14 protein-coding genes are annotated in these 25,156 nt (G+C 62.6%); 6 read left to right on the forward strand and 8 right to left on the reverse strand.

Features of this window, described 5'->3' with window-relative positions:
* Positions 1–484 precede the first annotated feature (484 nt).
* The 6 genes from ACFFWD_RS23210 (at position 485) to ACFFWD_RS23235 (ending at position 15,539) form a co-directional block, all read left to right on the forward strand.
* Positions 485–3,628 (forward strand): efflux RND transporter permease subunit, encoded by a 3,144-nt coding sequence (locus tag ACFFWD_RS23210; protein ID WP_376968892.1) that lies wholly within the window; start codon positions 485–487, stop codon positions 3,626–3,628.
* 28 nt (positions 3,629–3,656) lie between these two features.
* Entirely contained in the window at positions 3,657–6,887 is a 3,231-nt protein-coding gene (locus tag ACFFWD_RS23215) for an efflux RND transporter permease subunit (RefSeq protein ID WP_376968894.1), read from the forward strand.
* Positions 6,884–7,969 carry an efflux RND transporter periplasmic adaptor subunit gene (locus ACFFWD_RS23220; protein WP_376968896.1) on the forward strand — a complete coding sequence of 362 codons (1,086 nt, stop codon included), beginning with the start codon at positions 6,884–6,886 and terminating at the stop codon, positions 7,967–7,969. The genes ACFFWD_RS23215 and ACFFWD_RS23220 overlap by 4 nt, the downstream gene beginning before the upstream one ends.
* A 106-nt stretch (positions 7,970–8,075) precedes the next feature.
* Complete coding sequence (locus ACFFWD_RS23225; RefSeq protein WP_376968897.1) at positions 8,076–9,305, forward strand: efflux RND transporter periplasmic adaptor subunit; 1,230 nt, start codon at positions 8,076–8,078, stop codon at positions 9,303–9,305.
* A complete protein-coding gene (locus ACFFWD_RS23230; protein ID WP_376968899.1) occupies positions 9,302–12,403 on the forward strand; it encodes an efflux RND transporter permease subunit in 3,102 nt (1,033 codons plus the stop codon). The genes ACFFWD_RS23225 and ACFFWD_RS23230 overlap by 4 nt, the downstream gene beginning before the upstream one ends.
* Positions 12,404–12,416: 13 nt before the next feature.
* The gene (locus ACFFWD_RS23235; RefSeq protein WP_376968901.1) at positions 12,417–15,539 is read left to right on the forward strand and encodes an efflux RND transporter permease subunit; all 3,123 of its coding nucleotides are present in this window, start codon (positions 12,417–12,419) and stop codon (positions 15,537–15,539) included.
* 1,453 nt (positions 15,540–16,992) lie between these two features.
* Here the strand turns inward: ACFFWD_RS23235 and ACFFWD_RS23240 are convergent.
* From ACFFWD_RS23240 to ACFFWD_RS23275, 8 genes are all read right to left on the reverse strand, one after another.
* Complete coding sequence (locus tag ACFFWD_RS23240) at positions 16,993–17,199, reverse strand: hypothetical protein (RefSeq protein ID WP_376968903.1); 207 nt, start codon at positions 17,197–17,199, stop codon at positions 16,993–16,995.
* Positions 17,196–18,197, reverse strand: coding sequence for an ABC transporter ATP-binding protein (locus tag ACFFWD_RS23245; RefSeq protein WP_376968905.1), 1,002 nt, complete (start codon positions 18,195–18,197; stop codon positions 17,196–17,198). Before ACFFWD_RS23245 ends, ACFFWD_RS23240 begins: the two co-directional genes overlap by 4 nt.
* 179 nt (positions 18,198–18,376) lie before the next feature.
* Entirely contained in the window at positions 18,377–21,097 is a 2,721-nt protein-coding gene (locus ACFFWD_RS23250) for a hypothetical protein (protein ID WP_376968907.1), read from the reverse strand.
* Positions 21,072–21,452, reverse strand: coding sequence for a hypothetical protein (locus tag ACFFWD_RS23255; protein ID WP_376968909.1), 381 nt, complete (start codon positions 21,450–21,452; stop codon positions 21,072–21,074). Before ACFFWD_RS23255 ends, ACFFWD_RS23250 begins: the two co-directional genes overlap by 26 nt.
* 12 nt (positions 21,453–21,464) lie before the next feature.
* On the reverse strand, positions 21,465–22,604 hold the full coding sequence (locus ACFFWD_RS23260) for a hypothetical protein (RefSeq protein WP_376968911.1): 1,140 nt from the start codon (positions 22,602–22,604) through the stop codon (positions 21,465–21,467).
* A gap of 54 nt (positions 22,605–22,658) precedes the next feature.
* Entirely contained in the window at positions 22,659–23,378 is a 720-nt protein-coding gene (locus tag ACFFWD_RS23265) for an ABC transporter ATP-binding protein (RefSeq protein WP_376968913.1), read from the reverse strand.
* 2 nt (positions 23,379–23,380) lie between these two features.
* Positions 23,381–24,154 (reverse strand): ABC transporter ATP-binding protein, encoded by a 774-nt coding sequence (locus ACFFWD_RS23270; RefSeq protein ID WP_376968915.1) that lies wholly within the window; start codon positions 24,152–24,154, stop codon positions 23,381–23,383.
* The gene (locus ACFFWD_RS23275; protein ID WP_376968917.1) at positions 24,151–25,155 is read right to left on the reverse strand and encodes a branched-chain amino acid ABC transporter permease; all 1,005 of its coding nucleotides are present in this window, start codon (positions 25,153–25,155) and stop codon (positions 24,151–24,153) included. Before ACFFWD_RS23275 ends, ACFFWD_RS23270 begins: the two co-directional genes overlap by 4 nt.
* Between the last annotated feature and the right edge of the window lies 1 nt (position 25,156).

A 25,156-nucleotide genomic window follows, 5' to 3' on the forward strand; every position in this document is an offset into this window, starting at 1 on the left:
CGAACCCTCGCCACCGTCGAGCGTTGTCGGATCAGACGCTGGACAATCTGATGCTGGCAGAGGCCGCAAAGGGAACCTTCTTCTCTTCGGGGTGCATGATGCAAGTTACTTTTCATACATCCATAGCGTCAGAGATCTTCCTGCGAGCCTCTTGCTTCTCGCCTAGGTCGGCTTCAACGCGATTTCGACAAAGACGCCTACAAAGCGCGCCCCTCAGCGAGAATTTCTTCTGCAATCTCAAGTAATACCGCGCCATCGCCACCTGCTACGATAAAACCGCCGCAACTTCCTCGCCGCAATCCACCTCGTGGCTGCTATCATCTGGCTTAATTGAGGACAGGCCCCTGGTAGCTTGCAAAAATAATCCGTACGGCGCCTAGCTCAAGTCGGACTTGCGTCGAATCGAATCTTCAAATTGAATCATCAGCTTCATCACAAGGTTTTCAGCCTCGCACCATAGTTTAACCTCTGAGGGGAGAGGTTTATGAACCTGGCCGGGCCATCGCTGCGCCGACCTCTGACCGTTGTAGTCGCGATACTAGCGGTTGCGCTGGCCTCAACTCTGGGGCTGCAGCGGATGCCCAGAGACGTGCTTCCGAACCTGAACGTCCCGACAATCTACGTTGCGCAGGCCTACGGAGGCATGGACCCGGCTCAGATGGAGGGCTACCTCGCGTTCTATTTCGAATATCATTTCCTCTATATAACCGGAATCCAGCACGTCGAGTCGAAGTCTATCCAGGGCGCGGCTCTGCTGAAACTGCAGTTCCATCCCGGCACGGATATGTCGCAGGCGATGGCGGAGACTGTCGCCTATGTGAACCGCGCACGGGCGTTCATGCCGCCCGGCACCTTGCCGCCGTTCATCACGCGCTTCGACCCGGGCAGCGTTCCGGTGGGACATCTGGTGTTCTCCAGCGAGACCCGCTCGATCGAGGTGTTGCAGGACGCTGCGTTGAACCTCGTGCGACCGCTGTTCGCGACCCTGCCGGGCGTATCTGCTCCGCCTCCGTTCGGCGGCAACGCGCGCAGCGTCGTGGTCAACTTGAAGCCGGAGCGGCTGCGCTCCTATCATATGAGTCCTGAAGACGTCGTTGCCGCAATCAGTGCTACCAACGTCGTGAGCCCGTCGGGGAACGCGATGATCGGCGGCAGCTATCCGCTGGTGCCCGTCAATTCAGTCGCGGGCGACGTCAAAGCCCTCGAAGCCGTACCCATCAAGAACGGCAAACTCCCCGCCGTATTCGTCCGCGACGTGGCGGAGGTCGTCGACAGTTCGGACATCGTGACGAGTTACGCGCTCGTCGATGGCAAGCGGGCCGTCTACGTGCCCGTGACGAAGCGGGCAGACGCCTCGTCGCTCGATGTCGCAACACTTGTCAAGGACAGTCTGCCGCGTTTCCAGGGCGTCCTTCCGTCTGGCGTGACGGTCAGCTACGAGCTCGACCAATCGCCCTATGTCACCCGCGCCCTGGCTGGGCTGCCCATCGAGGGCGTGATCGGGGCTTTGTTGGCCGGGCTCATGGTGTTCCTGTTCCTGCGCAGCGCGCGCAGCGCCTTGATCGTGATCCTCACCGTGCCTCTCGCGCTGCTCGCCGCCATTCTCGCGCTTTGGCTCACCGGCCAGACCCTCAACATCATGACGCTGGGCGGCTTGGCCCTGGCCGTCGGCATCCTCGTCGACCAGGGGACCGTCTGTGTGGAAAACATCCACGTCCACAGAGCGACAGGCAAGGGCATCGCCCGGGCCGTCTACGACGCGACGCTCGAAACTGCCGGGCCGCAACTGCTCTCCATGCTTTGCGTCGTCGCGATGTTCACTCCGGCCCTGTTGATGACAGGGGCCGTCCGGGCGATGTTCCTACCGCTGGCGATTGCCGTCGCATTTGCCATGGCGGCCTCTTATCTTCTGTCGACCAGCCTGGTGCCGGTGCTCGCGGTCTGGCTGCTGCGGAGCTGCACCGCCCACGTCGATGGCAGCCCGTTCGCCAGGCTTCGAACCCGCTATGCCGAAACGCTGCAGCGATTGGTCCCGCGACGCGGGCCACTTGTCCTGGCCTATTCGGCGATAACCCTCGCTGTCGTCGTTCTCGTCGGCGGTCGGCTCGGAACGGAAATTTTTCCGCGCGTGGATGCCGGGCAGATGCACGTACGCCTGCGTGCGCCTGCCGGCACCGACATCGACGGCACCGAAGCTCTGGCGCGCCGCGCGCTGGAAGTGATCCGGAACGAGGTCGGGACCGATAATGTCGGGACCTCACTCGGATTAGTCGGCGTGCACGGCTCTGCCTATCCGATCAACCTGCTTTATTTATGGAACGGTGGTACCGAAGATGCGGTGCTGCAGGTGCAGTTGAGGCCGGGCACGACGCTGACCGGAGCGCTTGAGGAACGCCTGCGCAGGGAATTTGCTTCCCAGATTCCGAACGCCGGTTTTTCGTTCGAACCCGCCGATCTGATCTCCCGGGTGATGAGTCTCGGCGCGTCCGCGCCGATCGAGGTCTCGATCGGCGGGCCGGTGCTCGCCAGCAACCGGGCCTTCGCCGAGACGGTCCGGGCGCGGCTGGCGGAAATCCCGCAACTGCGCGACGTCCGCTTCGGCGCGCCGCTCGACTACCCGACTGTGAACGTTGCGATCGACCGCGAACGGGCCGGAATCCTGGGCGTCGACATGCGGCAGGCCTCGCGCGCGCTGGTGCCGGCCACATCGTCGAGCCGGTTCGTCGTGCCCAACTACTGGGCCGACCCGGAAACCGGCATCACCTATCAGGTGCAGGTTCAGATCCCGCAGCAACTCATGACCTCGCTCGACGAGGTCGGCAATCTCACAATTAAGCAAGAGAACGGCGAATCGGTCTTGTTGCGCAACGTCGCGCGGATCAGTGAAGGGACCGCGCCCCGGGAATATGACCGCTACAACGGCCAGCGTTTCATCATGGTCCAGGCCGGCCTTGCGCCCGGCGAGGACATCGGCTCAGCCTCGCGGTTGGTGTCGCGTGCCCTCGCTGGTCTCGGCCCGCCGCCGGCGAAGGTTTCGGTGACTGTGCGCGGCGCGGTGGTGCCGATGGGCGAGATGCTGGAGGCCTTTGGGCGCGGCATGGCGCTGGCGGTGATCGCGATCTTGCTTTTGCTCACCGCTTATTTCCAGTCGATCAGGCTCGCGCTGATCACGTTGTCGACCGTTCCGGCGGTTCTCGCCGGAGTAGCGCTGGCGTTGGCATTGACCGGCACGACGCTGAACGTCCAGTCAGTCATCGGCGCGATCATGGCGGTCGGGGTCGGCGAGGCGAACGCCATCCTGCTGGTCAGCTTCGCCGAGACATCGCGCCGAACAGGTGCGACCGCTATCGAGGCGGCGCTCGAGGGAGCGAGGGGCCGGCTGCGGCCGATCCTGATGACCAGTATTGCGATGATCGCCGGCATGCTGCCGGTTGCTTTTGGCTGGGGTGAGGGCAGTGGCGAAATGGCGCCGCTGGCACGCGCAGTGGTCGGCGGGCTCGCCTTCGCAACGCTGGCGACACTCATTGTGCTGCCCTTCGTATTTGCGCTGGTCCAAGGCCGAGCCCATCGCCGTTCGGCATCGCTTTATCTTCAAGGAGGCGGCGGCGTAGCTCCGAAATCCGTATGAACCGAACCCCTTCGCCAATGGTGCGTCGATGAACCTCGTGGCATTCGCCCTGATCAGACCATTCACCATCGTCGTGACGGTGGTTGCGGTGGCATTGCTGTCGCTGCTGGCCTGGCAACAAATGCCGAAGGACGTGTTTCCGACGCTGAACGTTCCGACGATCTATGTCGCGCAACCGTTCGGCGGCATGGATCCGGCGCAGATGGAAGGCTATCTGACGTATTATTACGAGTACCACTTCCTTTACATGGCGGGCATCGAGCACGTCGAATCGAAGTCCATCCAGGGCGCAGCGATCATCAAGCTGCAGTTTCATCCCGGCACCAACATGTCGCAGGCGATGGCGGAGACGGTCGCCTACGTGAACGCCGCCAAGGCCTTCATGCCCAACGGCACCTTGCCGCCGTTCATCATGCGCTTCGATGCCGGCAGCGTTCCCGTCGGCAACCTGGTCTTTTCCAGCGAGACGAGGTCCGTCAACGAGATCCAGGACGCGGCGTTGAACCTGGTTCGCCCGCTGTTCGCGACGCTGCCAGGGGTCTCCGCTCCGCCACCGTTCGGCGGCAGCGCCAGGACCATCGTCGTCAAGCTGAAGCCCGAACGGCTCAAGTCCTATCAGATGTCGCCCGACGACGTCGTCGACGCGATCACCAAAGCCAACCTGGTCAGTCCGTCGGGCAACATGATGCTGGCCGGCATGTACCCAATGGTCCCGCTCAACGCCGTCGCGGCGAACGTCAAGGACCTCAACGCGGTGCCGATACATCCCGGCGCCTTGCCGACGGTCTTCGTGCGCGACGTGGCGGACGTGCAGGACGGCGCCGACATCGTGACGAGCTACGCGCTCGTCGATGGACGGCGCACCGTCTACATCCCCGTCACCAAACGCGCCGACGCCTCGACGTTGTTCGTGGTCGACGAGGTCAAGCGCAACATCGCCAAATTCCAGACCGTGCTTCCGAGCGACGTGAGGGTCAGCTACGAATTCGACCAATCCCCCTATGTCAGCCACGCGCTCTCCGCCTTGACGCTGGAAGGTATCCTTGGCGCGGCGCTGACCGGCTTGATGATCCTGCTGTTCCTGCGCGACGCGCGCAGCGCCTTAATCGTGGTCGTCAATATCCCGCTTTCGCTGATGGCCGGCATCTTCGCACTCTGGCTCAGCGGCCAGACGGTCAACATCATGACGCTCGGCGGTCTGGCGTTGGCGGTCGGCATCCTGGTCGATGAGGCCACCGTCGGCCTGGAGAACATTCACGTGCATCTCACGCGCGGCAAGGGTCTTGCCCAGGCGGCCTATGACGCCACCGTGGAAACGGTGGGGCCGCGGCTCTTGGCGATGCTGTGCATCGTGGCGATGTTCACCCCCGCGCTGTTCATGGTCGGAGCCGCCCGCGCGATGTTCACGCCGCTTGCGCTGGCCGTCGGCTTCGCCATGATCGGCTCGTACCTGCTGTCAAGCACGCTGGTCCCGATCCTTGCGGTCTGGCTGCTGCGCGGTCACGAGAACCCCACTCCCGGCACCGAGCGCTTCAGGGGTCTTCAGGAAGCCTACGCGCGACGCTTGAATTCGCTGGCGCCGGCCAAGTTGCTGATCGCGGGTTACCTGGTCGCGTCGGTGGTCGTGATTGTCCTGGTCGGCAGCCGTCTCGGCACCGAGATCTTCCCGCGGGTCGATGCGGGGCAGATGCAGGTACGGTTGCGCGCGACCGCCGGCACCCACATCGACGGCACCGAAAAGGTCGCGCTGCATGCCCTCGACATCATCAAGCGAGACGCCGGAGCGGACAACGTCCTGATCTCCCTCGGCCTGCTCGGGGTCCACGGATCGAACTTCCCGACCAATTTCGTGCATCTGTGGAACGGCGGCCCCGAAGAGGGCGTCCTCCAGGTCCAGCTGCGAAAAGGCGCCGGCGTGCGCATGCGGGACCTGGAGGAGCGTCTCCGCAAGGATTTTGCCGCCGAGATCCCGACGGCGAGCTTTTCATTTGAACCGGGCGACATCGTGAGCCGGGTCATGAGCCTCGGGGCCTCGACGCCGATCGAAGTGGCGGTCAGCGGCTCGGACCTCGCCGAGATCCGCGGCTTTGCGGAGAAGGTGAAGGATCGACTGAGCTTGATCGGCCAACTGCGCGACGTTCAGTTCGGTCAGTCGCTGGACTATCCAACGGTCGACGTTGCGGTGGATCGCGAGCGCGCCGGGATCCTGGGCGTGGATATCCACCAGGTGTCCCGCGCGCTCATCCCGGCGACATGGTCCAGCCGTTTCGTCGTCCCCAATTACTGGGCCGATCCCAACAGCGGCGTCGCCTATCAGGTGCAGGTGGAGATCCCGCAACAGCTGATGACCTCGCTCGACGACGTCGGCAACCTGTCGGTTCTCGAACACAAGCAAAAGGAAATGGACAAGGCCGAAAAGGACAAGAAGGCCCCCAAGCTGAAGAAGATGCACCCGGAGGAGAAGGACGTTCTGCTCCGCAACGTCGCCCAAATTAGCGAAGGCACCGCGATGTCCGAATACGATCGCTACAACATGCAGCGGCTGATTACGGTCAAAGCCAATCTTGGCACCGGCGATCTCGGCTCGGCCTCACGGCTGGTCTCGAATGCGCTGGCCGGTCTTGGCCCTCCGCCGCCGAAGGTCTCGGTGGCTGTGCGCGGCGAGGCGGTGCCGATGCAGGAAATGATGCAGGGGCTGGGACGCGGCATGGTGCTTGCCGTGGTTGCGATCTTCCTGCTGCTGACCGCCTATTACCAGTCGGTGAGGCTCGCATTGATCACCGTGTCGACGGTTCCCGCGGTGCTGGCCGGGGTCATCGTGGCGCTCTGGCTCACCGGGTCCACGCTCAATATCCAGTCGTTCATCGGCGCCATCATGGCGATCGGCATCGGCGAGGCGAACGCCATCCTGCTTGTGACCTTTGCCGAGAATGCGCGCCGCGCCGGCGCCAGCGCGGCCGAGGCCGCGTTGGAAGGCGCGCGAAGCCGGCTGCGTCCGATCCTGATGACCAGCGTGGCGATGATAGCCGGCATGACGCCGATGGCGCTCGGCCTGGGCGAGGGGGGCGGCCAAATGGCGCCGCTCGGCCGCGCGGTGGTCGGCGGGCTCATCTTCGCCACGCTCGCGACCCTCGTTGTGCTGCCGTTCATTTTCGCGCTTTCACAGCAGCGGGCCCATCGTCGGTCCGGATCGCTTCATCCCCTCGACGATCGCAGCCCGTATTACGAACCAGCCATCTCAAGCCGTGAGGTCATATGAAGGAATTGTCCCCCGTGCCGCTCGCGGCTATTCTGTGCATGTCGACGTTCCTGTCCGGTTGCGAACAATCGGTGTCAGGGCCCGCCGCCGCGAACCCCACACCGGCGCCGCGCCAGGTGAAGATCGTCCACCCTCACAGGGGAGAGGCGCATCGCTACCTGACGCTGCCGGCCGAGGTCCATCCGTTGTATCAAGTGACCCTGTTTACCAAGGTCGCCGGATATCTGGATACGCTCACCGTCGATAAGGGCGATGCAGTCAAGAAAGGCGACTTGATCGCCAATATCGACGTTCCGGAGTTGCAGGTCGAGAAGGTCAAATACGCCGCCGAACTCGATCTGGCGGCGGCTACGCTGCTGCAGATTGAAGCTGCCGCGTCGAAGGCGGGCCAGAGCGGTGATAATACCGACAAAAATCTCGCGGTGGCCCGCGCCAAACTGAATGTCGCCAAGGCCAACGTCAAGAATACCGAGACGATGCTGAATTACGCGCGCATCAGCGCGCCGTTCGATGGTGTCGTGACCAAGCGCTACGTCGATCCGGGCGCGTTCATCCCGGCGCCGAACGCCGCCGACACGCCCGAGGCGGCGGCGATCGTGAACCTTACCGATTTTGCGACGCTGCGCATCCAGATCCCGGTTCCCGAGACCGAAGTGCCACACATCACCATCGGGCAAAACGTAATAATGACGACCGACGACCTGCCGGGCAAGCGCTTCGAGGGCACGGTGACCCGTTTTTATCAGGCGTTGGACCGGCACACCAAAACCATGCTGACTGAAGTTCAGATGCCCAATCCAAAGCTGGAGCTGCGTCCCGGTATGCTGATGAGCGCGCGGATCGACATCGAGCAGAGGCACGACGCGCTTCTGCTGTCGGCATCCGCCCTGGTGAAGGAGAAGACCAGCACATTCGTGTTCATCGCAGTCAACGCCAAGGCCAAGAAGGTGCCGGTGAAAGTCGGCTTCAGCGACGGACCCGAGATTGAGATCGTGAGTGGCGTGGTGCAGGGCGACGCGGTGCTTGCGGGTCAGCAGGGGTTGCAGGACGGGGATGCCGTCATGACCGACGGTGCGAGCTAGATAGATAATCGGTTCTCCGATGGCAAAATGGATCTGGGTTACGCTTGTCCTTCTCCTCTTCGGCGCGGCCGGTTGGTGGTATTTCGATTCCCAATCGGGGGCAACGATGACGGCTTCCGAAGAGGCGCGTGGCTCGGGGACCGGCCGCGGCGGCGGAGGTGGCGGTCGACGAGGCCGGCACCGGCTGGGCGGGCCCGTCGTGGTGACCACGGCATCGGTGAGCCGTCAGGACGTTCCGATTCATGTGGACGGTATCGGAACTGTTCAGGCCTACAATACCGTCACCGTTCGCGCCCGGGTCGAGGGGCAGCTCGACAAGGTGATCTTCAAGGAAGGACAGGACGTCAAGGCCGGTGACGCGCTGGCGCAGATCGATCCGCGTCCCTACCAGGCGCGGCTGAGCCAGGCGCAGGGGATGAAGGCCAAGGACGAAGCGCATCTCGCCAACGTCAGGCTGGATCTGGAACGCTACGTCAAGCTCGGCGAATTCGCCACACAGCAAAGCGTCGACACCCAAAAGGCGCTGGTCCGGCAACTGGAGGCGTCCTTGGAGACCGATCAGGCCAGTGTCGACTCGGCCGCGCTCGAGCTTGACTACACGACGATCAGGGCCCCGATCACCGGCCGCGTCGGTGTCCGGCTGGTCGACGAGGGCAATATGGTCCGCGCGGCGGAGGCGACCGGCATCGTGGTGATAGCTCAGCTTCAGCCGATTTCCGTGGCGTTTTCACTGCCTCAGCAGAACCTCACCGCAATCAATGACGCGCTGGCGAAGAGCAAGGTCCGGGTGACGGCCGTCGACGCCGACGGCAAGACGGTTCTCGAAGAGGGCGATCTCGCGGTCGTCGATAACCGCATCGATGCGCAGACCGGAACGATCCGCCTGAAAGCGACCTTCGCCAACCCGAACCGCCGGCTCTGGCCCGGTCAATTCGTCAACGCCCAAGTCCAGCTCGATACCAGGCGCGATGGCACGGTGATCCCGACCACCGCAGTCCAGCGCAATGACGGCGGGACCTTTGCTTATATCGTCGGTCCGGACGACAAGGCTGAGCTTCGCCCGATCCGGGTCGGACAGGTGGCGGGCCCGACCGCACTGGTGGAATCCGGTTTGGAGGTGGGCGAGAAGGTCGTGATCAACAGTCAGGAGCAGCTTCGGCCGGGTGCGACCGTCATTCCAACCGAGGAGACCGGCGGAGGGAAGTTGGAGGCGCCGGTCAGCGTTGGGTTAGGCGAGTCCAGCAGGGCCGCTCCGGCGGTGCCCTCGCGCAGTGAAACATCAGACGATGCCGCGAAGGGAGACGAGTCCGGCAACCGCCGTGGAAATCGGAGATGAGCGTCTCGGCACCATTCATTGCCCGACCGATAGCGACATCGCTGCTCAGTATCGCCGTCCTCTTGGTCGGCTGGCTAGGTTTTCGCCTGCTCCCGGTCTCGTCGCTGCCCGAGGTCGATTTTCCAACCATCCAGGTCGTCACGCAGCTGCCCGGAGCCGGGCCGGACACCATGGCCCCGCTGGTCACGACGCCGTTGGAGCAGCAGCTTGGGCAGATCGCCGGGCTGACGCTGATGACCTCGACGAGTTCGTTCGGGATCAGCGTAATCACGATGCAGTTCAGCCTGGAGCGGGACATCGATTCGGTTGGCCAGGATGTACAGGCCTCGATCAATGCCGCAGGGGCTTTTCTGCCCGCCAATCTGCCCTACCCGCCGATCTACAAGAAGGTCAACCCGGCCGATCAACCGATCCTCATCCTGGCGCTCACCTCGGACTCGCTGCCGATCACCAAGGTGAACGACGTCGCGGATACCGTGCTGGCGCAGAAGCTCAGCGAGGTGAGCGGCGTCGGCGCCGTCACGCTGCAGGGCGGCCAGAGGCCGGCCATCCGTGTCCAGGTCAACCCCGTCCAGCTCGCGGCCTACCGGCTCAGCCTGGAAGAGGTGCGTGCGGCGCTGGCGCGGGCCAACGTCGCGCAGCCGAAGGGCAGCTTCGACGGACCGCACCAGGCGTTCATGATTGGAGCGAACGACCAGATCCTGGCGCCTGAGGCTTATGCCAACGTGATCCTGGCCTACCGCGATGGCGCCCCGGTCAGGGTTCGCGACGTTGGAACCGCTGTCTCGGGACCCGAGAACACCAAGGTGGGAGCCTGGTTCAACGGGCGCCCGGCCGTGCTTCTCGACATTCAGCGCCAGCCTGGTGCGAACATCATCCAGACCGTCGACCGCGTTCGCGAACTGCTGCCGAGGCTGCGCGCGGGGCTGCCGCCCGATGTCCGGCTCGCCATATTGTCCGACCGCACCGAAATGATCCGGGCGAGCATCGCCGAAGTCGAGCTCACGCTGGTTCTCACCATCGCGCTCGTCGTCCTTGTCATCTTCCTTTTCCTTCGACGATTCTGGGCGACGGTAATTCCGAGTATCGCCATGCCGTTGTCGATCGTCGGCACTTTTGGCGTCATGCATCTTGCCAAGTTCAGCCTCGACAATCTCTCTCTGATGGCGTTGACCGTCGCAACCGGATTCCTGGTCGACGACGCCATCGTCATGATCGAAAACATCGTGCGCCACATTGAAGACGGCGAAACACCACTCCAGGCCGCCTACAAGGGCGCGCGCCAGATTGGGTTCACGATTGTCTCTCTCACCGCATCGATGATCGCGGTCTTCATACCGTTCCTGTTCATGCGTGGCATCGTCGGGCGGCTGTTCCGAGAATTCTCGCTGACGTTGTCTGCCGCCGTTGTGGTGTCGGCGATCGTCTCTCTGACCCTCACACCGATGATGTGCGCCCGCCTGCTGACGCCTGAGGCGGAGGCGACCGCCAGCGCCTGGCTTGCCGGACCCGAGCGGGCATTCTTGGCGGCGCTACGATTTTATCACCGCAGCCTCGCCTGGGTGATGCGCCACGAGACCGCGACCCTTGCGGTCACTATCGCGACCCTTGTTTTGACTGTCGTGCTCTATGCGACGATCCCGAAAGGCTTCTTGCCGGCGCAGGACACCGGCGTGATCGTTGCGACCACCGATGCGGGACCGGAAATTCCGTTCAGCAAGATGGCGGCGCTGCAAGCGAAGGCGGCCGAGATCGCCTTGAACGACCCCAGCGTCACCGGCGTCGATTCCTTCGTCGGCGTCGGGGTCGTGAACTCGACACCCAATACGGGCCGCATGACCATCGTCCTCAAGCGACGCGGCGATCGGACCGAAACCGTTAACGAGATCGTTCGCCGGCTCCGCACCGCCCTGGCGCAGGTCGCGGGACTTTCGGTGTATCTGCAGCCGGCGCCGGAGATCCAGATCGGCACCCGGGCGACCCGCACGCAGTATCAATACATCCTGGTCGATGCCAATCCGGCGGAGCTCGCGCTTGCGGCACCGCTTTTGCTTGAGCGCCTGAAGGCAAGCCCAGCGCTCCGCAACGTCGCCAGTGACCAGCAAACCGGTGGGCTTGTTGCCGACGCGGTCGTCGACCGCGACCAGGCCGGGCGGCTCGGCGTTCTCCCGCAAACTATTGACGACACGCTCTATGATGCGTTTGGACAGCGTCAGGTTTCGACGATTTACACGCAGCAGAATCAATACCACGTGGTGCTCGAGGTCGCGCCCGAGTTCCAGCTCGATCCCGCCGATCTGAAGCGCCTTTACGTCCCCTCGAGTGCGGGCGTTCAGGTGCCGCTGGAAAGCTTTGCCACCATTCGCCTCGGAAACGCCCCGCTCGCGATTCAGCATCAAGGTCTTTTCCCCTCGGTCACTATATCCTTCGATGCAGCGCCCGGCGTCTCGCTGGGGGAGGCGGTAAAGGCGATCCGGGCAGCCGAGCGCGCCATCGACATCCCGGAATCCGTTGGTGGATCCTTTGCAGGCGAGGCGGCCGAATTCCAGGAATCCCTTTCCGGCCAGGTGTGGCTGATCCTGGCGGCAATGGTCGCCGTCTACATCGTGCTGGGTGTGCTCTACGAGAGCACGATCCACCCGATCACGATCATGTCGACGCTGCCCTCGGCGGGCATTGGCGCATTGATCGCGCTGATGCTCGGCGGCTACGACCTGTCGCTGATGGGCGTGATCGCCATCATTCTGCTGATCGGGATCGTGAAGAAGAATGCGATCATGATGATCGACTTTGCTCTCGCCGCCGAAAGGACCGCGGGCCTGGCGCCGGCGGACGCCATCTTCGATGCCTGCCTGAAGCGATTCCGCCCGATCATGATGACCACGATGGCCGCGCTGTTGGGAGCGCTGCCGCTGGCGCTTGGCTCAGGACCGGGTTCGGAGCTGCGTCGACCGCTTGGCATTGCCATCATCGGCGGCCTGCTGCTGAGCCAGTTCCTGACCCTTTACACCACGCCGGTGATCTATGTGGCGCTCGATCGCGTGCGGCGGGCGATCAGGAGCACCGCGTGGCGGCCGGCACCGAAGCCGGCGGGGTGAGGAGAAACCGGACGTGGGATTTTTCGACCTCTGCCTGAGACGACCGGTCGGCGTCGGCCTGCTCATGCTCGCCCTGCTGATAAGCGGTGCGCTGGCATTCCGCTTCCTGCCTCTGGCGTCGCTGCCTCGCGTCGATTATCCGACGATCGTGGTGAGCGCGGCACTTCCAGGGGCCGATCCAAAGACGATGGCGGCGACCGTCGCCGCGCCCCTCGAACGGCGGCTCGGGCAGATCGCCGGCGTGAGCGAACTCACCAGCACCAGCCTGCCCGGCCTGAGCACGATTGTCGTCCAGTTCGACCTCAGCCGCTCGATCGACGCCGCCGCGCGCGACGTGCAGGCGGCAATCAACGCCGCCTCCAGCAGTCTGCCGTCCGGCATGTCGCATCCGCCGACCTGGCGCAAGAACAACCCATCCGCTTCTCCTGTGCTGATCCTGGCGCTCACCTCCGACGCGTTGCCGTCCGGGGCGGTGTATGAAGCCGCGGATACGATACTGGCGCAGCAACTGTCGCAGATCAAAGGCGTCGGCCAGGTGACCGTCAACGGATCCGAGAAGCCGGCGGTTCGCGTGCAGGTCAATCCGGGCGCGCTTGCGTCCATGGGCCTCGGGCTTGAGGACGTGAGAACCGCGCTGAACGCCGCCAACGCCGCCGGGCCGAGGGGGCGCGTCGAGAGCCCGGCCGGGTCCTTCGTGCTGCGCGTCAACGACCAGTTGCGCAAGGCCGAGGAGTACAAATCCGTCATCGTCGCTACGCGCGCGGGGACGCCGGTTCGCCTGGATACGGTCGCCTCGGTGATCGACAGCGTCGAGAACGTCCGTACCTCTGGCTGGTACAACGGCAAAGCCGCCGTGCTGGTCTTTGTGTTCACGGAAGCCAACGCCAACGTCATCGAGACCGTCGACCGCGTCCGCGCGCTGATGCCGACGCTGCAAGCGTGGCTGCCTCGCGCCGTCGACGTCGCGGTGATGATCGACCGCACCGAGACGATCCGGGCCAGCGTCCGCGAAGTCGAGCTTTCGCTTCTGATCAGTATCGGGCTGATCGTCGCGATGGTGTTCCTCTTCCTGAGAAGGCTGTGGGCGACCATGGCCGCGGCCGTCACGATCCCGCTGTCTATCGCCGGCACCTTCGCGGCGATGTATCTGATCGGCTACAGCGTCGACAATCTGTCGCTGATGGCGCTGACCATCGCGACCGGTTTCATCGTCGACGACGCCATCGTGGTGGTCGAGGCGATCAGCAAACAGCGGGAGGCGGGCGAGGCGCCACTCGCAGCGGTCCGCAAGGCCGCCGGCCAGATCGGCTTCACGGTCCTCACGATCAGCGTCTCGCTGATCGTGGCATTCACGCCGCTGCTTTTCATGAGCGGAATGATGGGCCGCCTGCTCCGCGAGTTCTCGGTGACCCTGGCAATCGCCATCGCGATCTCCGCGCTGGTAGCGCTGACCCTGATCCCGGTCATGGGCGCCTACCTCGCCAATGTCGAGCGGCAGGCTGCAACGCAGGTCGGCGAAGGACGCCTGTCAGGCTGGCTCGTCGCCTTGTATGAGCGGGCCCTCACGGTGACGCTTCGTCACCGCGCGCTGGCGCTGGCGAGCCTCGGCGTAACCGTGCTCGGCACGGTGGCGCTGTGGATGGTCATGCCCAAGGGTTTCTTTCCCCAGCAGGACATCGGCACCATCGTCGCCATCGCCGAGGCGCCTGCCTCCATTTCATTCCGGGCCATGACCGATCGCCTGCAGGCGGTGATGCGCATGACCATGGATGATCCGGCGGTCGCCAGGGTAGGCAGCTATACCGGTCAATCAGGTGCAGCTCCCAATCAGGCGCGCCTGTTCGTCGCCTTAAAGCCGCTGGCGGAACGCAAGGTTGGCACCATCCAAGTCATCAACCGCCTGCGCCGCCAGGCCCGCGAACTGCAGGGGGTCACGCTCTTCATGATGCCGGACCAGGAACTGCGCATTGGCGGACGGGTCTCTAAGGCGCTGTATCAGTTCACCCTGACCGGCCCCGATGTGGCCGAGCTGGAGACCTGGGTCGGCCGCCTGGTTGAAAACCTGAAGCAGTCGCGGGAGCTGCGGGACGTCACCACGGATCTCGAAGGCGGCGCGCTGCAAACCAATCTGGTCATCGACCGCGACGCCGCCTCGCGTCTCGGATTGGCGGCGCAGGACATCGACCAGGCGCTCTACGACGCGTTCGGTCAGCGGCTGGTTTCGGCGATTTACGACACGCATTACACCTACCACGTGGTGCTTGAGGCCGATCCGCGGCTGCAGGACGATCCGTCCTCGCTGGCGAAGATATTCGTCGCGGGACCTGGCGGGCAGCTGATTCCCATGACCGGCATCACGCGCATCGAGACCGGCGTCCAGGTCAATTCCATAGCGCACCAGGGACAGTCTCCCGCCGCGACGCTGACCTTCTCGATGGCTCCGGGACTGCCGATGGAGCGCGGCACTGAGATCGTCGAACAAGGCATGCGTGATCTCGGCGCGCCGGACCACATCCGCGGCAGCTTCCAGGGCACCGCACGCGCCTTCGCCGATACCGTCGGTGACCAGCCGGTGTTGATCGCAGCCGCACTGATCGCCGTCTACATCATCCTGGGCGTGCTCTACGAGAGCACGCTCCACCCTCTGACAATTCTGTCGACGCTCCCCTCCGCCGGGATCGGGGCGATCCTCTCGCTTTGGGCGGCGGGACGTCCGCTCGACCTGATCGGGATCCTGGCAGTGATCCTGTTGATCGGCATCGTCAAGAAAAACGCCATCATGATAATCGACCATGCGCTTGCAGCGCAGCGCGAGCGTCGACTATCGGTCCAGGATGCGATCGTCGAGGCTTGCCTTGTCAGGTTCCGCCCCATTCTCATGACGACATTGACCGCCATGCTCGGCGCTGTCCCGCTGGCCCTCGGTAGCGGGGTCGGCGGGGAATTGCGCCAACCGCTCGGCATCGCCATCATCGGAGGGCTCGCCGCAAGCCAGCTCCTGACGCTCTTCACTACCCCGGTCGTTTACCTAGCGCTGGAGGGGTTTCGTTCAAGAGCAGTGGGGAGCTCGGTGCGGCGTCAAGTCGGCGATTGCGATCACGATGCAGCGCGACTGCGAAGCTCAGGCGATGCATGAGGACGCGCTCCGATGGGTGGAACAGTTTGTCATTCTCCTCTGCTAAACTCTTCGACTGTTGGATGCTCAGGTGTGCCTTAGTGCCTGACATATCAGACATCAATACGGCCTTTAAAGCGTACGGCTTAGCGGCTTGGAAACAGTTGGCCTTCACTATCGCAAAACTATTGAGAGTCTAAGAAAACGGAAGAGTTGCGAAATGCATGGTGATCCGAGGTATCAAAAAATGACACGGATGGTACTCATATTTGCTGCCGCCTTAACGAGCTGTCTCGCAGGATGCAACGAAAGCTCTTCGAACGAAGACCAAGCGGGTTCAGGAAGGGGCGGAGGAGGAGGCGGACGATTACGCTCTGCGTGCCAACTCGACATAGAAAAGTTGTGTGCTAACGAGGAGCATCCGAAGCAATGCTTAACCGGCCACGAGAACGTATTATCTAGTTCGTGCAAGGCTGCGCTCGATGAACGGGGGAGCCGGAAGTAGGAGCGAGAAGAAATTGCGATCCAAAGACAAAGAGCGCCGTTTCAGCTCCAGATCGAATTATCCCAAATCGTCGTGCATGAAGCTGACGAGCTAAATCCACTCCTCGGTTAGCTTAATCCCGCCGAACCGAGGTTCAAGCGTGTCAATGGCTGGTGCATGCACTGCCTCGATGAGGGGCTGCAATGACGATTTTCGAAGGAATTATGGGCTTGTGTGTACCGAAAACCTTATCCGAGTTGATGACGTGATGGAGTCGCCTAAGCTGGCGGAATGATCGGGCTGTTCTGTTTCGTTCTGGCCGTCCTGGCCTCGCCATTCAAGTCGAAGTTGCGGCTTGAAGCTGAGAACGCGGCGCTTCGACATCAATTGATTGTCTTGAAGCGTAAGCTGTATGGTCGCGTCCGGCTCAGGAACAATGATCGCTGTTTCCTTATCCAGCTGTATCGCTGGTTTCCATCCATCCCTGCAGGTTCTTACGATCATCCGGCCCGAGACGCTCGTGCGTTGGCATAGGGCCGGTTTTCGTTGCTACTGGCGTTGGAAGTCGCGCCCACAGGGAGGGTGCCCGCAGATCGACACCGAGCTGCGCGGATTGATCCGGCGGATAAGTGTCGAAAATCCGCTTTGGGGCGCGCCACGCATTCACGGCGAGCTGCTCAAGCTCGGATTTGAGGTCGCGCAGTCGAGCGTCGCCAAGTACTTGGTCAGGCGACGCGGGTCGCCCAGCAAGGGCTGGCGAACCTTCTTGCGTAACCACGCGCGGGACATTGCCGCCATGGACTTGTTCGTCGTTCCAACTATCGGTTTCGACCTGCTCTATGCCTTCGTCATCGTCCGGCTAGACCGTAGAGACCTCATCTGGATCAACGTCACTGCAAATCCCACGGCCGAATGGGTTGCACGTCAAGTAACGGAGGCATTTCCTTGGGATGAGGCTCCGCACTACCTCATCCGCGATCGCGACCGGATCTATGGCAGCGTCGTCACGCGCCGATTGCGCGCCATGGGCATCCGGGACAAACCTACCTCCCCCCGGCGAAGCGTGAAGTCGACGCCGTCGACCGCCCGAACCTCGCCGACCGCGCGACGCGCGAGGACGCCCTCGGTGACCGGGAAGAGCTTCTGCAGGCCCTTCACCTCGAGGAGGGTCGGAGCGTGGGTTGCGGGCGTCCTCATGCCACCGCTCCGGCCGCGGCGACGATCTCCTCGCCGCGCAGACAGGCCGCAAGGTGGCCGGCTGGCCCTGCCGGCTCGAGCGGCGGCCGCACCTGAGCGCAGGTATCCACCGCGAAGCGACAACGCGGGCGGAAAGCGCAGCCTTGGTCGAGGCGCGTGAGGTCTGGGGGCTGCCCGTTCACCGGGTCGAGACGCGCCTGGCGCGGGCGATCGAGCCGAGGCACCGACCGCAGCAATGCCATCGTGTAAGGATGGCGCGGGTCGTGGTAGATCGCCGCTGCCGGGCCGCTCTCGACGATGCGCCCGGCATACATGACGTTGACCCGCTTGGCATAGCGCGCCACTACGCCGAGATTGTGCGTGATAATGATGAGCGCCACATTGAGCCGGCGCGTCAGGCCGTTCATCAGCTCGAGTATCTGCGCCTGGATGGTCACGTCGAGCGCAGTCGTCGGCTCGTCCGCGATAATAAGCTTGGGATCACAGGCGATCGCGATCGCGATCATGACGCGCTGGCGCATGCCACCCGAGAGCTGGTGCGGATACTGCTTGAGGCGGCGGGCCGGATCGGCGATGCCGACCAGACCGAGGAGTTCGATGGCGCGCTTGTGCGCCGCAGCGGGATCGGCCCGGCGATGCTGCTCAAGCGTCTCGGTGATCTGCCGGCCGATGCTGAGGACGGGATTCAATGATGTCATCGGCTCCTGGAAGATCATGCCGATGTCGCCGCCCCGCACTTCTCGCATTTGCGCGTCCGAGAGCTGCATGAGGTCGCGGCCGGCAAAAAGAATCTCGCCGCGCGTGATCCGCCCGGGCGGATCCGGGATCAGGCGCAGAATTGACAGCGCCCCGACGGACTTGCCCGACCCGCTCTCGCCGACGATCGCGACCGTCTCGCCCTGCTCGACGGCATAAGAAATCCCCTCGACAGCGCGCACAACTCCCGCGCCAGTCCGGAACTCAGTATGCAAATCCTTGATTTGCAGGAGCGGCGCCAAGACACCCTCCCGAGTTTCCTCTATGAGGTATTCTAGCAGCCGCCCCAAGGACTTGCCATATTGGTAGTGTCGCAGGCCCTTTGCGTGCAATGCCGTAAACAGACTGAATCGTCATCCTGACGCCCTGCCGCAGCGCTTTCGAGCGCGGAGCTCCGAGCGCCGAAGGGCAATACCATCGCTTAAGGTGCGCCCGTTGTGCTCACTTGGGACCCTTGACCCTCTGGACCGGTCGAAACGACGATCGGTATCTGGCGAATATCGGCGTTCATGACATTGCTGCTGAGTGTAACGGCCGCGAATATCGTGTAACGGCCGACCGGCAACCGGTTCTTGAAATCGAATAGGAACGAGGAGCTTTCGCCAAGAGGGGCAGCGCCGGCGAGCACCACACGCTTTTGATCGTCGACGACCACGAACCGGCATTCCGGGGGCGTCCGTTTCAGCACGTCCGGCGGTATGGATGAGAGCGGTACACGCTTAAGGCGATACCTGCGCTGGAACTTGTCGATCATTTCGACGTCGCCCGACAATCGGACCCCATCGCCGGTCGAGTCCACGGCAGTGATAAATCCGCGACGCGGGATCGCGTAAGAGTCATAGGAGCCCACGCCCAGCGGGTAGCTCCAATCCCTGAACGCAGAGAGCACGACGCTGTCTTGCGACCAGCTCTTGAGCTGATAAGGCCCGTTGGTCACCAGAAAATGGCCATTGGCCTTGTAGAACGCCGAGAGCGCCGCCCACCGCCGACGCGCCTGATCGACGCTGACGAGCAGGCGCAACGCCTCGGGCCGGTAGCCTTCACGCTCGAAGCTCTCGGTCAAGGCCGACAGCCGCGCGTTCAGCGCCTGCGAGCGGACGAGGTCCAGCCATTCGACACCGCGACGAACCGCTTCCGTCTGCGAAAATGCCGCCCAGTTCCGGTCAACCGCTTCTTCCATCAGAACGAGGAGATGCCAGGGCAGCGTGCTCCAAGGCGGAGCCGGGACCGCCTCTCGCTCCGGGCTCGTCGGTGCGCTGGTCGTATAGACCTCGATCGCGAACACTTCACGGAGGAAATCAACGTCGCCGACCCTGATGGATTTAGATGCGGTTTCGCTGCCCACGATCCGTAGTCCTGCAAGCTGGCGACGTATCGGCGCAGTCCCAGTATCGATTGATGGATCGTAATGCCGCTCGCGGCCGTCGCCGCGAATGCCCCAGCGATATGCAAAGATGTAGGGGTACAGCAGATCGGCAGCCGTCATCTTCGTCCCGTCGTGGAACGCGGAGCCGAGCAGACGATAGATCAGTTTCGTCCTAGCGAATTTGCCAGGGCCGATGACTTGGAGGCGGCCGCTATCCAGATCGGGCAATACCGCGTCTGCGGGGATCGCAATCATATTCTCCACCACGGCCGACGGTTGTGCAGATGGTGTGCTGCGTTCGACGATCGGCTCGGCCAGGATTGACAGACTGACGAAGGTGTAGACCACCATCAGCGCGGTCAGCGGGATCTGCGAGGTCAATGCGAGCTTGTGCGCGGCAAACGTCTGCATCGCTTGCACATGTGCGAGATAAACGGCCGCGATGTGCCCGAGAAGAACGGCCGCTACCGCCGTGTACCAGGCGAAGCGGGCGCCCACGATTGCAATGTTGGGGCGGTAACTCGCGGTCCCGAACAGGTTCCAGCCGTAGCCGAAGGGATCGGATAGCAGCGGAACGATGTATTGCCCCTGGACCAGGAAGAATACGAGGTAATGCGCAAGGTGATAGCCAAGCGCGATCGGGACCAGCGTCAGGGCGAAGCTCTGGGCGATCTGCCGCGGCGACAATTGCCACTCCGTAACCGCGGCCATGATGGCGCTCACCACCCAGTAGGCTGACAGGAACAGGAGCCAAAACCCGACCAGTGCTATGCTTCGCAGCGCAATTGGGCCGAGCTCGGCAACATAGGATAAGCGCGTAATGATCGCAGATTCCGCTACCGACCATTCGGGAGTCGCAATCAGGCCGTCGTAAAGAACGCTCGACAGGAGCAGCAGCACGAGTGCCACCATCGATGGAGAAACCCGCTCGCGATTGATCAAGCCCGCTCCAAATCCTCGCAGCAGAAATTGGGGCTTCGGCTGGGCGGTGCCTATGTACGTTGGCGAAAAGTGGGCGAAAGTGCCGAATACAACGGTGAAGAGTTCGCCGTGCCGCAGCCAGGTATCGCCGCCGAACACGAACATGCCGCTCCAGGTCAATACGGAGTAACCAAGTGCGAAGGAGGCCAGGTGTGACGGCACTGCAGGCGTCGGATAGACGAGCTCGGTCCAGGAGAAGGCCAGCAGCAGGAGCACGGCGGGCCAGACACCGAGGGCCTGGGGATAAGGTTTGTCGAGCGCAAGATTGCGGCCACTAATGGGCCTGTACGTCGCCTGCACTCCGTCGAAGACGGTCCGCCATGGATTGATGAGCGGCCAGATATTTCCGATGGAAGCCGAAATATAGGCGAGGCCGACCCAGGCGATGATCCAGACCAGCGTGGGCGCAAGATTGCGGTAAGGATTTTGATCACCGAAGAAGCCCGCCACCAGCATCGCGACGAACAGGACAAGAGAAACCAGCTTGAGCGGCGTGCCCAACGCCGCGACGACCGTTCCGAGCGGATTGTCGAACAGATCGACGCGCGAATAGGCGCGTATCGGCGGCGCGTGGCGTACGAACAGGCCGACCACCACGAAGGAGAACACGACCGCAGCCGCGCCGCCGAAGAGGTACAGAGACAAGGGCAGGGGGAGATCGTAACGTTGGCCGAAACCATGCGCGCCGGCCGGTGTGACACCCATGAGCATGGCCACAGCCGCGAACAACCAGCATCGGGTCGTTATGGCGCGCTGCCGATACATATTTTTACGGGTAGACTTCGATACGAACAAGCGGAGCTTCCCCGTGAGAGTGGCCGCCGGGCCCGGGCGATCCATGGACTTCCACCGGAAACCGCCCGCTGGCGTACGCGACGAATTCCATCAGACCGACGGTGCCGGGCTCGACCTTCTTTTCAATGTCATAACCGTGCAGATGCAGGATGATCGATCGATCCGTGTGCCATCGCAGCTTGACGGCATCGCCCTGCTTTATCCGGATGACTTGCGTGCTCTCCGTCACCTGCCCGCGCTCGATGTGAAAGTCGAATGTGAGCTCCGCCGCACTCGCCCCGGTGCTCGTCGCTCGGATTGCCCAGACGAGCACGGTGCCGAAGAGACCTGCGCGAAAAAGTGCGTTGCTGGGCATCGCTGCAATTCCTCATCGCGGTGGGGCAGCCTGGATCTCTGAGATCCGATTGGCCATCCAGGCCTGGTCATAGGGCGACGGCAATAGAGCCGGGTCTGCGACAGCGGACCACATCAGTTGTCCGAATCGGTCGGAGAAGCCGGTGATCGGATTCCAGGCCGACGCCGGTTGCGCATCTATTCCGAGACGGAGCCAGCCGTTCCAGGGAAAGTCCTTCAGCTTGACCGTACGGAGGAAGATCGCCGCGTTGAGGCCTGTAATGGAATCGAAAGCGATGTTCTCGATCCCGGCGGAGAACTCGATATTGAAATATTCGCGCTTGAGCGTGTAGCCGACGACGACATGGCGGCAGTCGCCGATGAGGGCTGTCACGAGCGCCCGTTCGAGATTGATGCGATCGACCGGGTCGGTGAAATCGCCTGACTGAATCCGTTGCAGGTCAGCTTCCACGCGCTCTTTTGTGCCGGCATCGATTGCGTCGTGCAGAACGAGATAGGCCTGGTACCATCCGCTCCTCGCCACCGGCGGTACCAGCCATCCGTTTATCACCGTCATTGCCGAGGCAACGAGTTCGGGTAAGCTGATTTCCCCGATTTCAGCGTCCCAGTCCGATTCCGGCGCCGCCTTTTCGGTGCCGAGCAGGCGTTTCGCGGCAGCGTCGGCTGCCTTCAGCTTCAGATCCCGGATTGTTGGAAAAGCCTCCGTGTCGGAGAGCAGGCGTCGCTTCGCCGTTTCGGCGAGATCGGCATGGTACAGGTAATCGCCGTGCAACGGTGTGATCGGATAGGGGTGCAGGATCACATCCGGATTGTTCGAGCTGATCTTTCGCGCAACGGCATGCGCGGCTGCGCAGGTGGTTGCATCCGTTGCATATGGCGATTTTGGGTTGATGCGCACCGTCACCAGAGAGCCGAGCGATTCTACGGCACCGATCAGATCCGGCGTAGAGCCCGACAAGCGGAGCTCGCTTCCGAGATAAGCGTGGATCTTGGATTGCTGCAGCTGGCTCTCAGCGGCGTCGGAAGCAATGGTCCTGATCTCGATCTCATGCGGATAATAGGACGGATAGACCGGCAATTCGTGACCGGCTCGCACGGCTCCAGTCACAGTCAAGGCTGACAACAGGAATCCAAACGTTACGCGGCGTTTCATAATGCAATCCCAGCGGCACCTTGCATAGCGCGGGCTCGTGCGACGACGCGCAATTCATCCGCGCAAAGCTTTCATCACCCTTTCATTGGTACGCGCTTCTTTTGGCGAACCATGGAAAATGATCTCGCCTCGATCGATCACATAGAGCCGGTCGCCGATACGGGACGCGGCGGCGAGATGCGATTCCGCCATCAGGATGGATACACCCATCGCCTTGATCTTCATGACGGCATCCGTGAACCGATTGACCACGACCGGCGCCAACCCCTCGAATGCCTCGTCGAGCAGGAGAAGGGACGGCGACAACATCATCGCGCGTGCGATCGCGACCATCTTGCGTTGACCGCCGCTCAGATGCATGCCTTGGCGCTGCAGCAGATCCTGAACTTCGGGAAAGACCCCGAAAGCCTCCGTCTGCGGGTCTGGACGTATAGCCCCGTCCCGTCGGCGTGACACATCATCCCCGAGCCAGCGGCTGATCATCAAATTGTCGTCGACGGACAGCTCCGGGAAAATGCCGCAGTCCTCCGGCGAATAGCCGATTCCGCGCCTGGCGCGTTCATGCGGAGCAAGGCTGCTCAAGTCCTCATCGTCAAATATGATCTGGCCTGCGTGCAGCGGCAGGAAGCCCATGATGCTCTCGATCGTCGTGGTCTTGCCGGCGCCGTTGCGGCCGACCAAGCACACGACCTCTTGCCTGTCCACACGCAGCGTAACGCCGTTGAGGATGTGCGCGGGGCCGCGGTAGGTGTGGATCGTCTTGACATCGAGCACGATCATTCCTTTCGTGAAAATGCATCCGGCCCTGAGGAGCCGAGCAGGATCATCGCAACGTCGTCATTGTTTCTGATGGCGTCCGGCGTGCCCTGGGCGAGGATCGCCCCCTGGTGCATCACGACAATTCGATTGGAATACTTGAAGACGACGTCCATATCGTGCTCGATGATCGCGGCTGTGATGCCTTCGCCACGCACGACCGAGGCGATGATGTCCATGATTTTGTCCTTCTCGCGAGTGCTCACCCCGCTCGTCGGCTCATCGAGAAACAACAGCTTCGGCCGCAGCGCGTAAGCGAGCGCCACGTCCAGCAATTTACGTTCACCTTGCGCGAGACCTCGCGCGGGCTCGTTGCGCTTGCTCGCGAGTCCGAACTGATCGAGGATCGTGTCAGCTTCGATAGCCACTTCGCGGTCGCGGTCGGCGAGCGCCGCCATGTTCCGGATCTTGCCATCGCGCGAAAAGATGGCCAGGGCGACGTTGTCGAAGGCTGTCAGATCGTCGAACAGGTTAACCAGCTGGAAGCTGCGCGCGATGCCAGCTTTCACTCGCTCGATCACAGACGAATGAGTCACGTCGCTACCCTTGAAGATGATTTTTCCGGAATCGGGAGTGAGATGGGCGCTGATGACGTTGCAAAGCGAAGTCTTTCCGGCTCCGTTGGGGCCGACCACGGAAATGAACTCGCCTTCCGCAATGGTCAAATTCACATCGTCGACGGCGTGGGTGTCGCCGAAATATTTCTTCAGGTTGACTGTCTCCAGGAGGATCATTTCCTCAAACTCCCGAGCTTTGCAGCGATCCGTGCGGTCGTCCCGACGATGCCGGCGGGCAGCGCCATGACCAGAATGACAAGCACCACGCCAAGCAGAAGCTGCCAATATTCGGTGCTGGCGATCGCGTAGGTCTTCAGGTAGTTGAACGCCATCGCGCCGACGATCGGGCCGGTGAAGGAGCGGAATCCGCCCAGCACGGTCATGAACACGATCTCGCCGGAGAATGGCCAATAGAGAATGTCGGGCGTGGTCAGACCGTTGAGCGGAACCCACAGAATGCCGGCAAGTCCCGTAAATATCCCGGAAATCATGAAGGCGATCCAGCGATAGCGCCGCACCGCGATCCCGACGAACCGCGCGCGTGTTTCATTATCGCGGATCGCCTGCAGCGCCATGCCGAACGGTGAATGCGCGATCACCCATATGACGATCGTGGAGACCGCAAACAGCGCGAGCACATAGTAATAATAGGCATAGATGAAACGCTGGAACGAGCCCGCGCCCTTGAAATCGACCAGGCCGCCGAGCAACGAGAGATTGGCATAGGGTACACGAATGCCGTCGGTGCCGCCCGTCACCCAGAAGAACTTGAAGGCAAGGCTCCAGAGAACTTGCGACAACGCAAGCGTGAGGATGCCGAAGAAAATGCGAGTGTGCCGCACGCAGACGAATCCGAAAATCGCAGCAATGATCAGCGTGCCGAGCATCCCGCCGGCGATGCACAGCTCCATGGAGTGCGCGCCGAGATCTCGCGTGATGAAGGCCACCAGATAGGCACCGGCGCCGAAATAGGCGGAATGGCCGAATGACAAGAGGCCGGTGTAGCCGAGCAGCAGATTGAAACCGAGGGCGGCAATGGCCATGATCAGACCGTAGGTCAGCAGCACCGTTTGATAGGGATCGACGAGCTGCGGCAGGATCGCAAGGATCACGAGAACGATCGCAGAGCCGATGGTGGTCCGCCAGATTGAGGTGCCAGTGGCTCCTGCGATCGTCATC

It is taken from the genome of Bradyrhizobium erythrophlei (genome assembly GCF_042430365.1).
Lineage (GTDB): Bacteria > Pseudomonadota > Alphaproteobacteria > Rhizobiales > Xanthobacteraceae > Bradyrhizobium > Bradyrhizobium erythrophlei.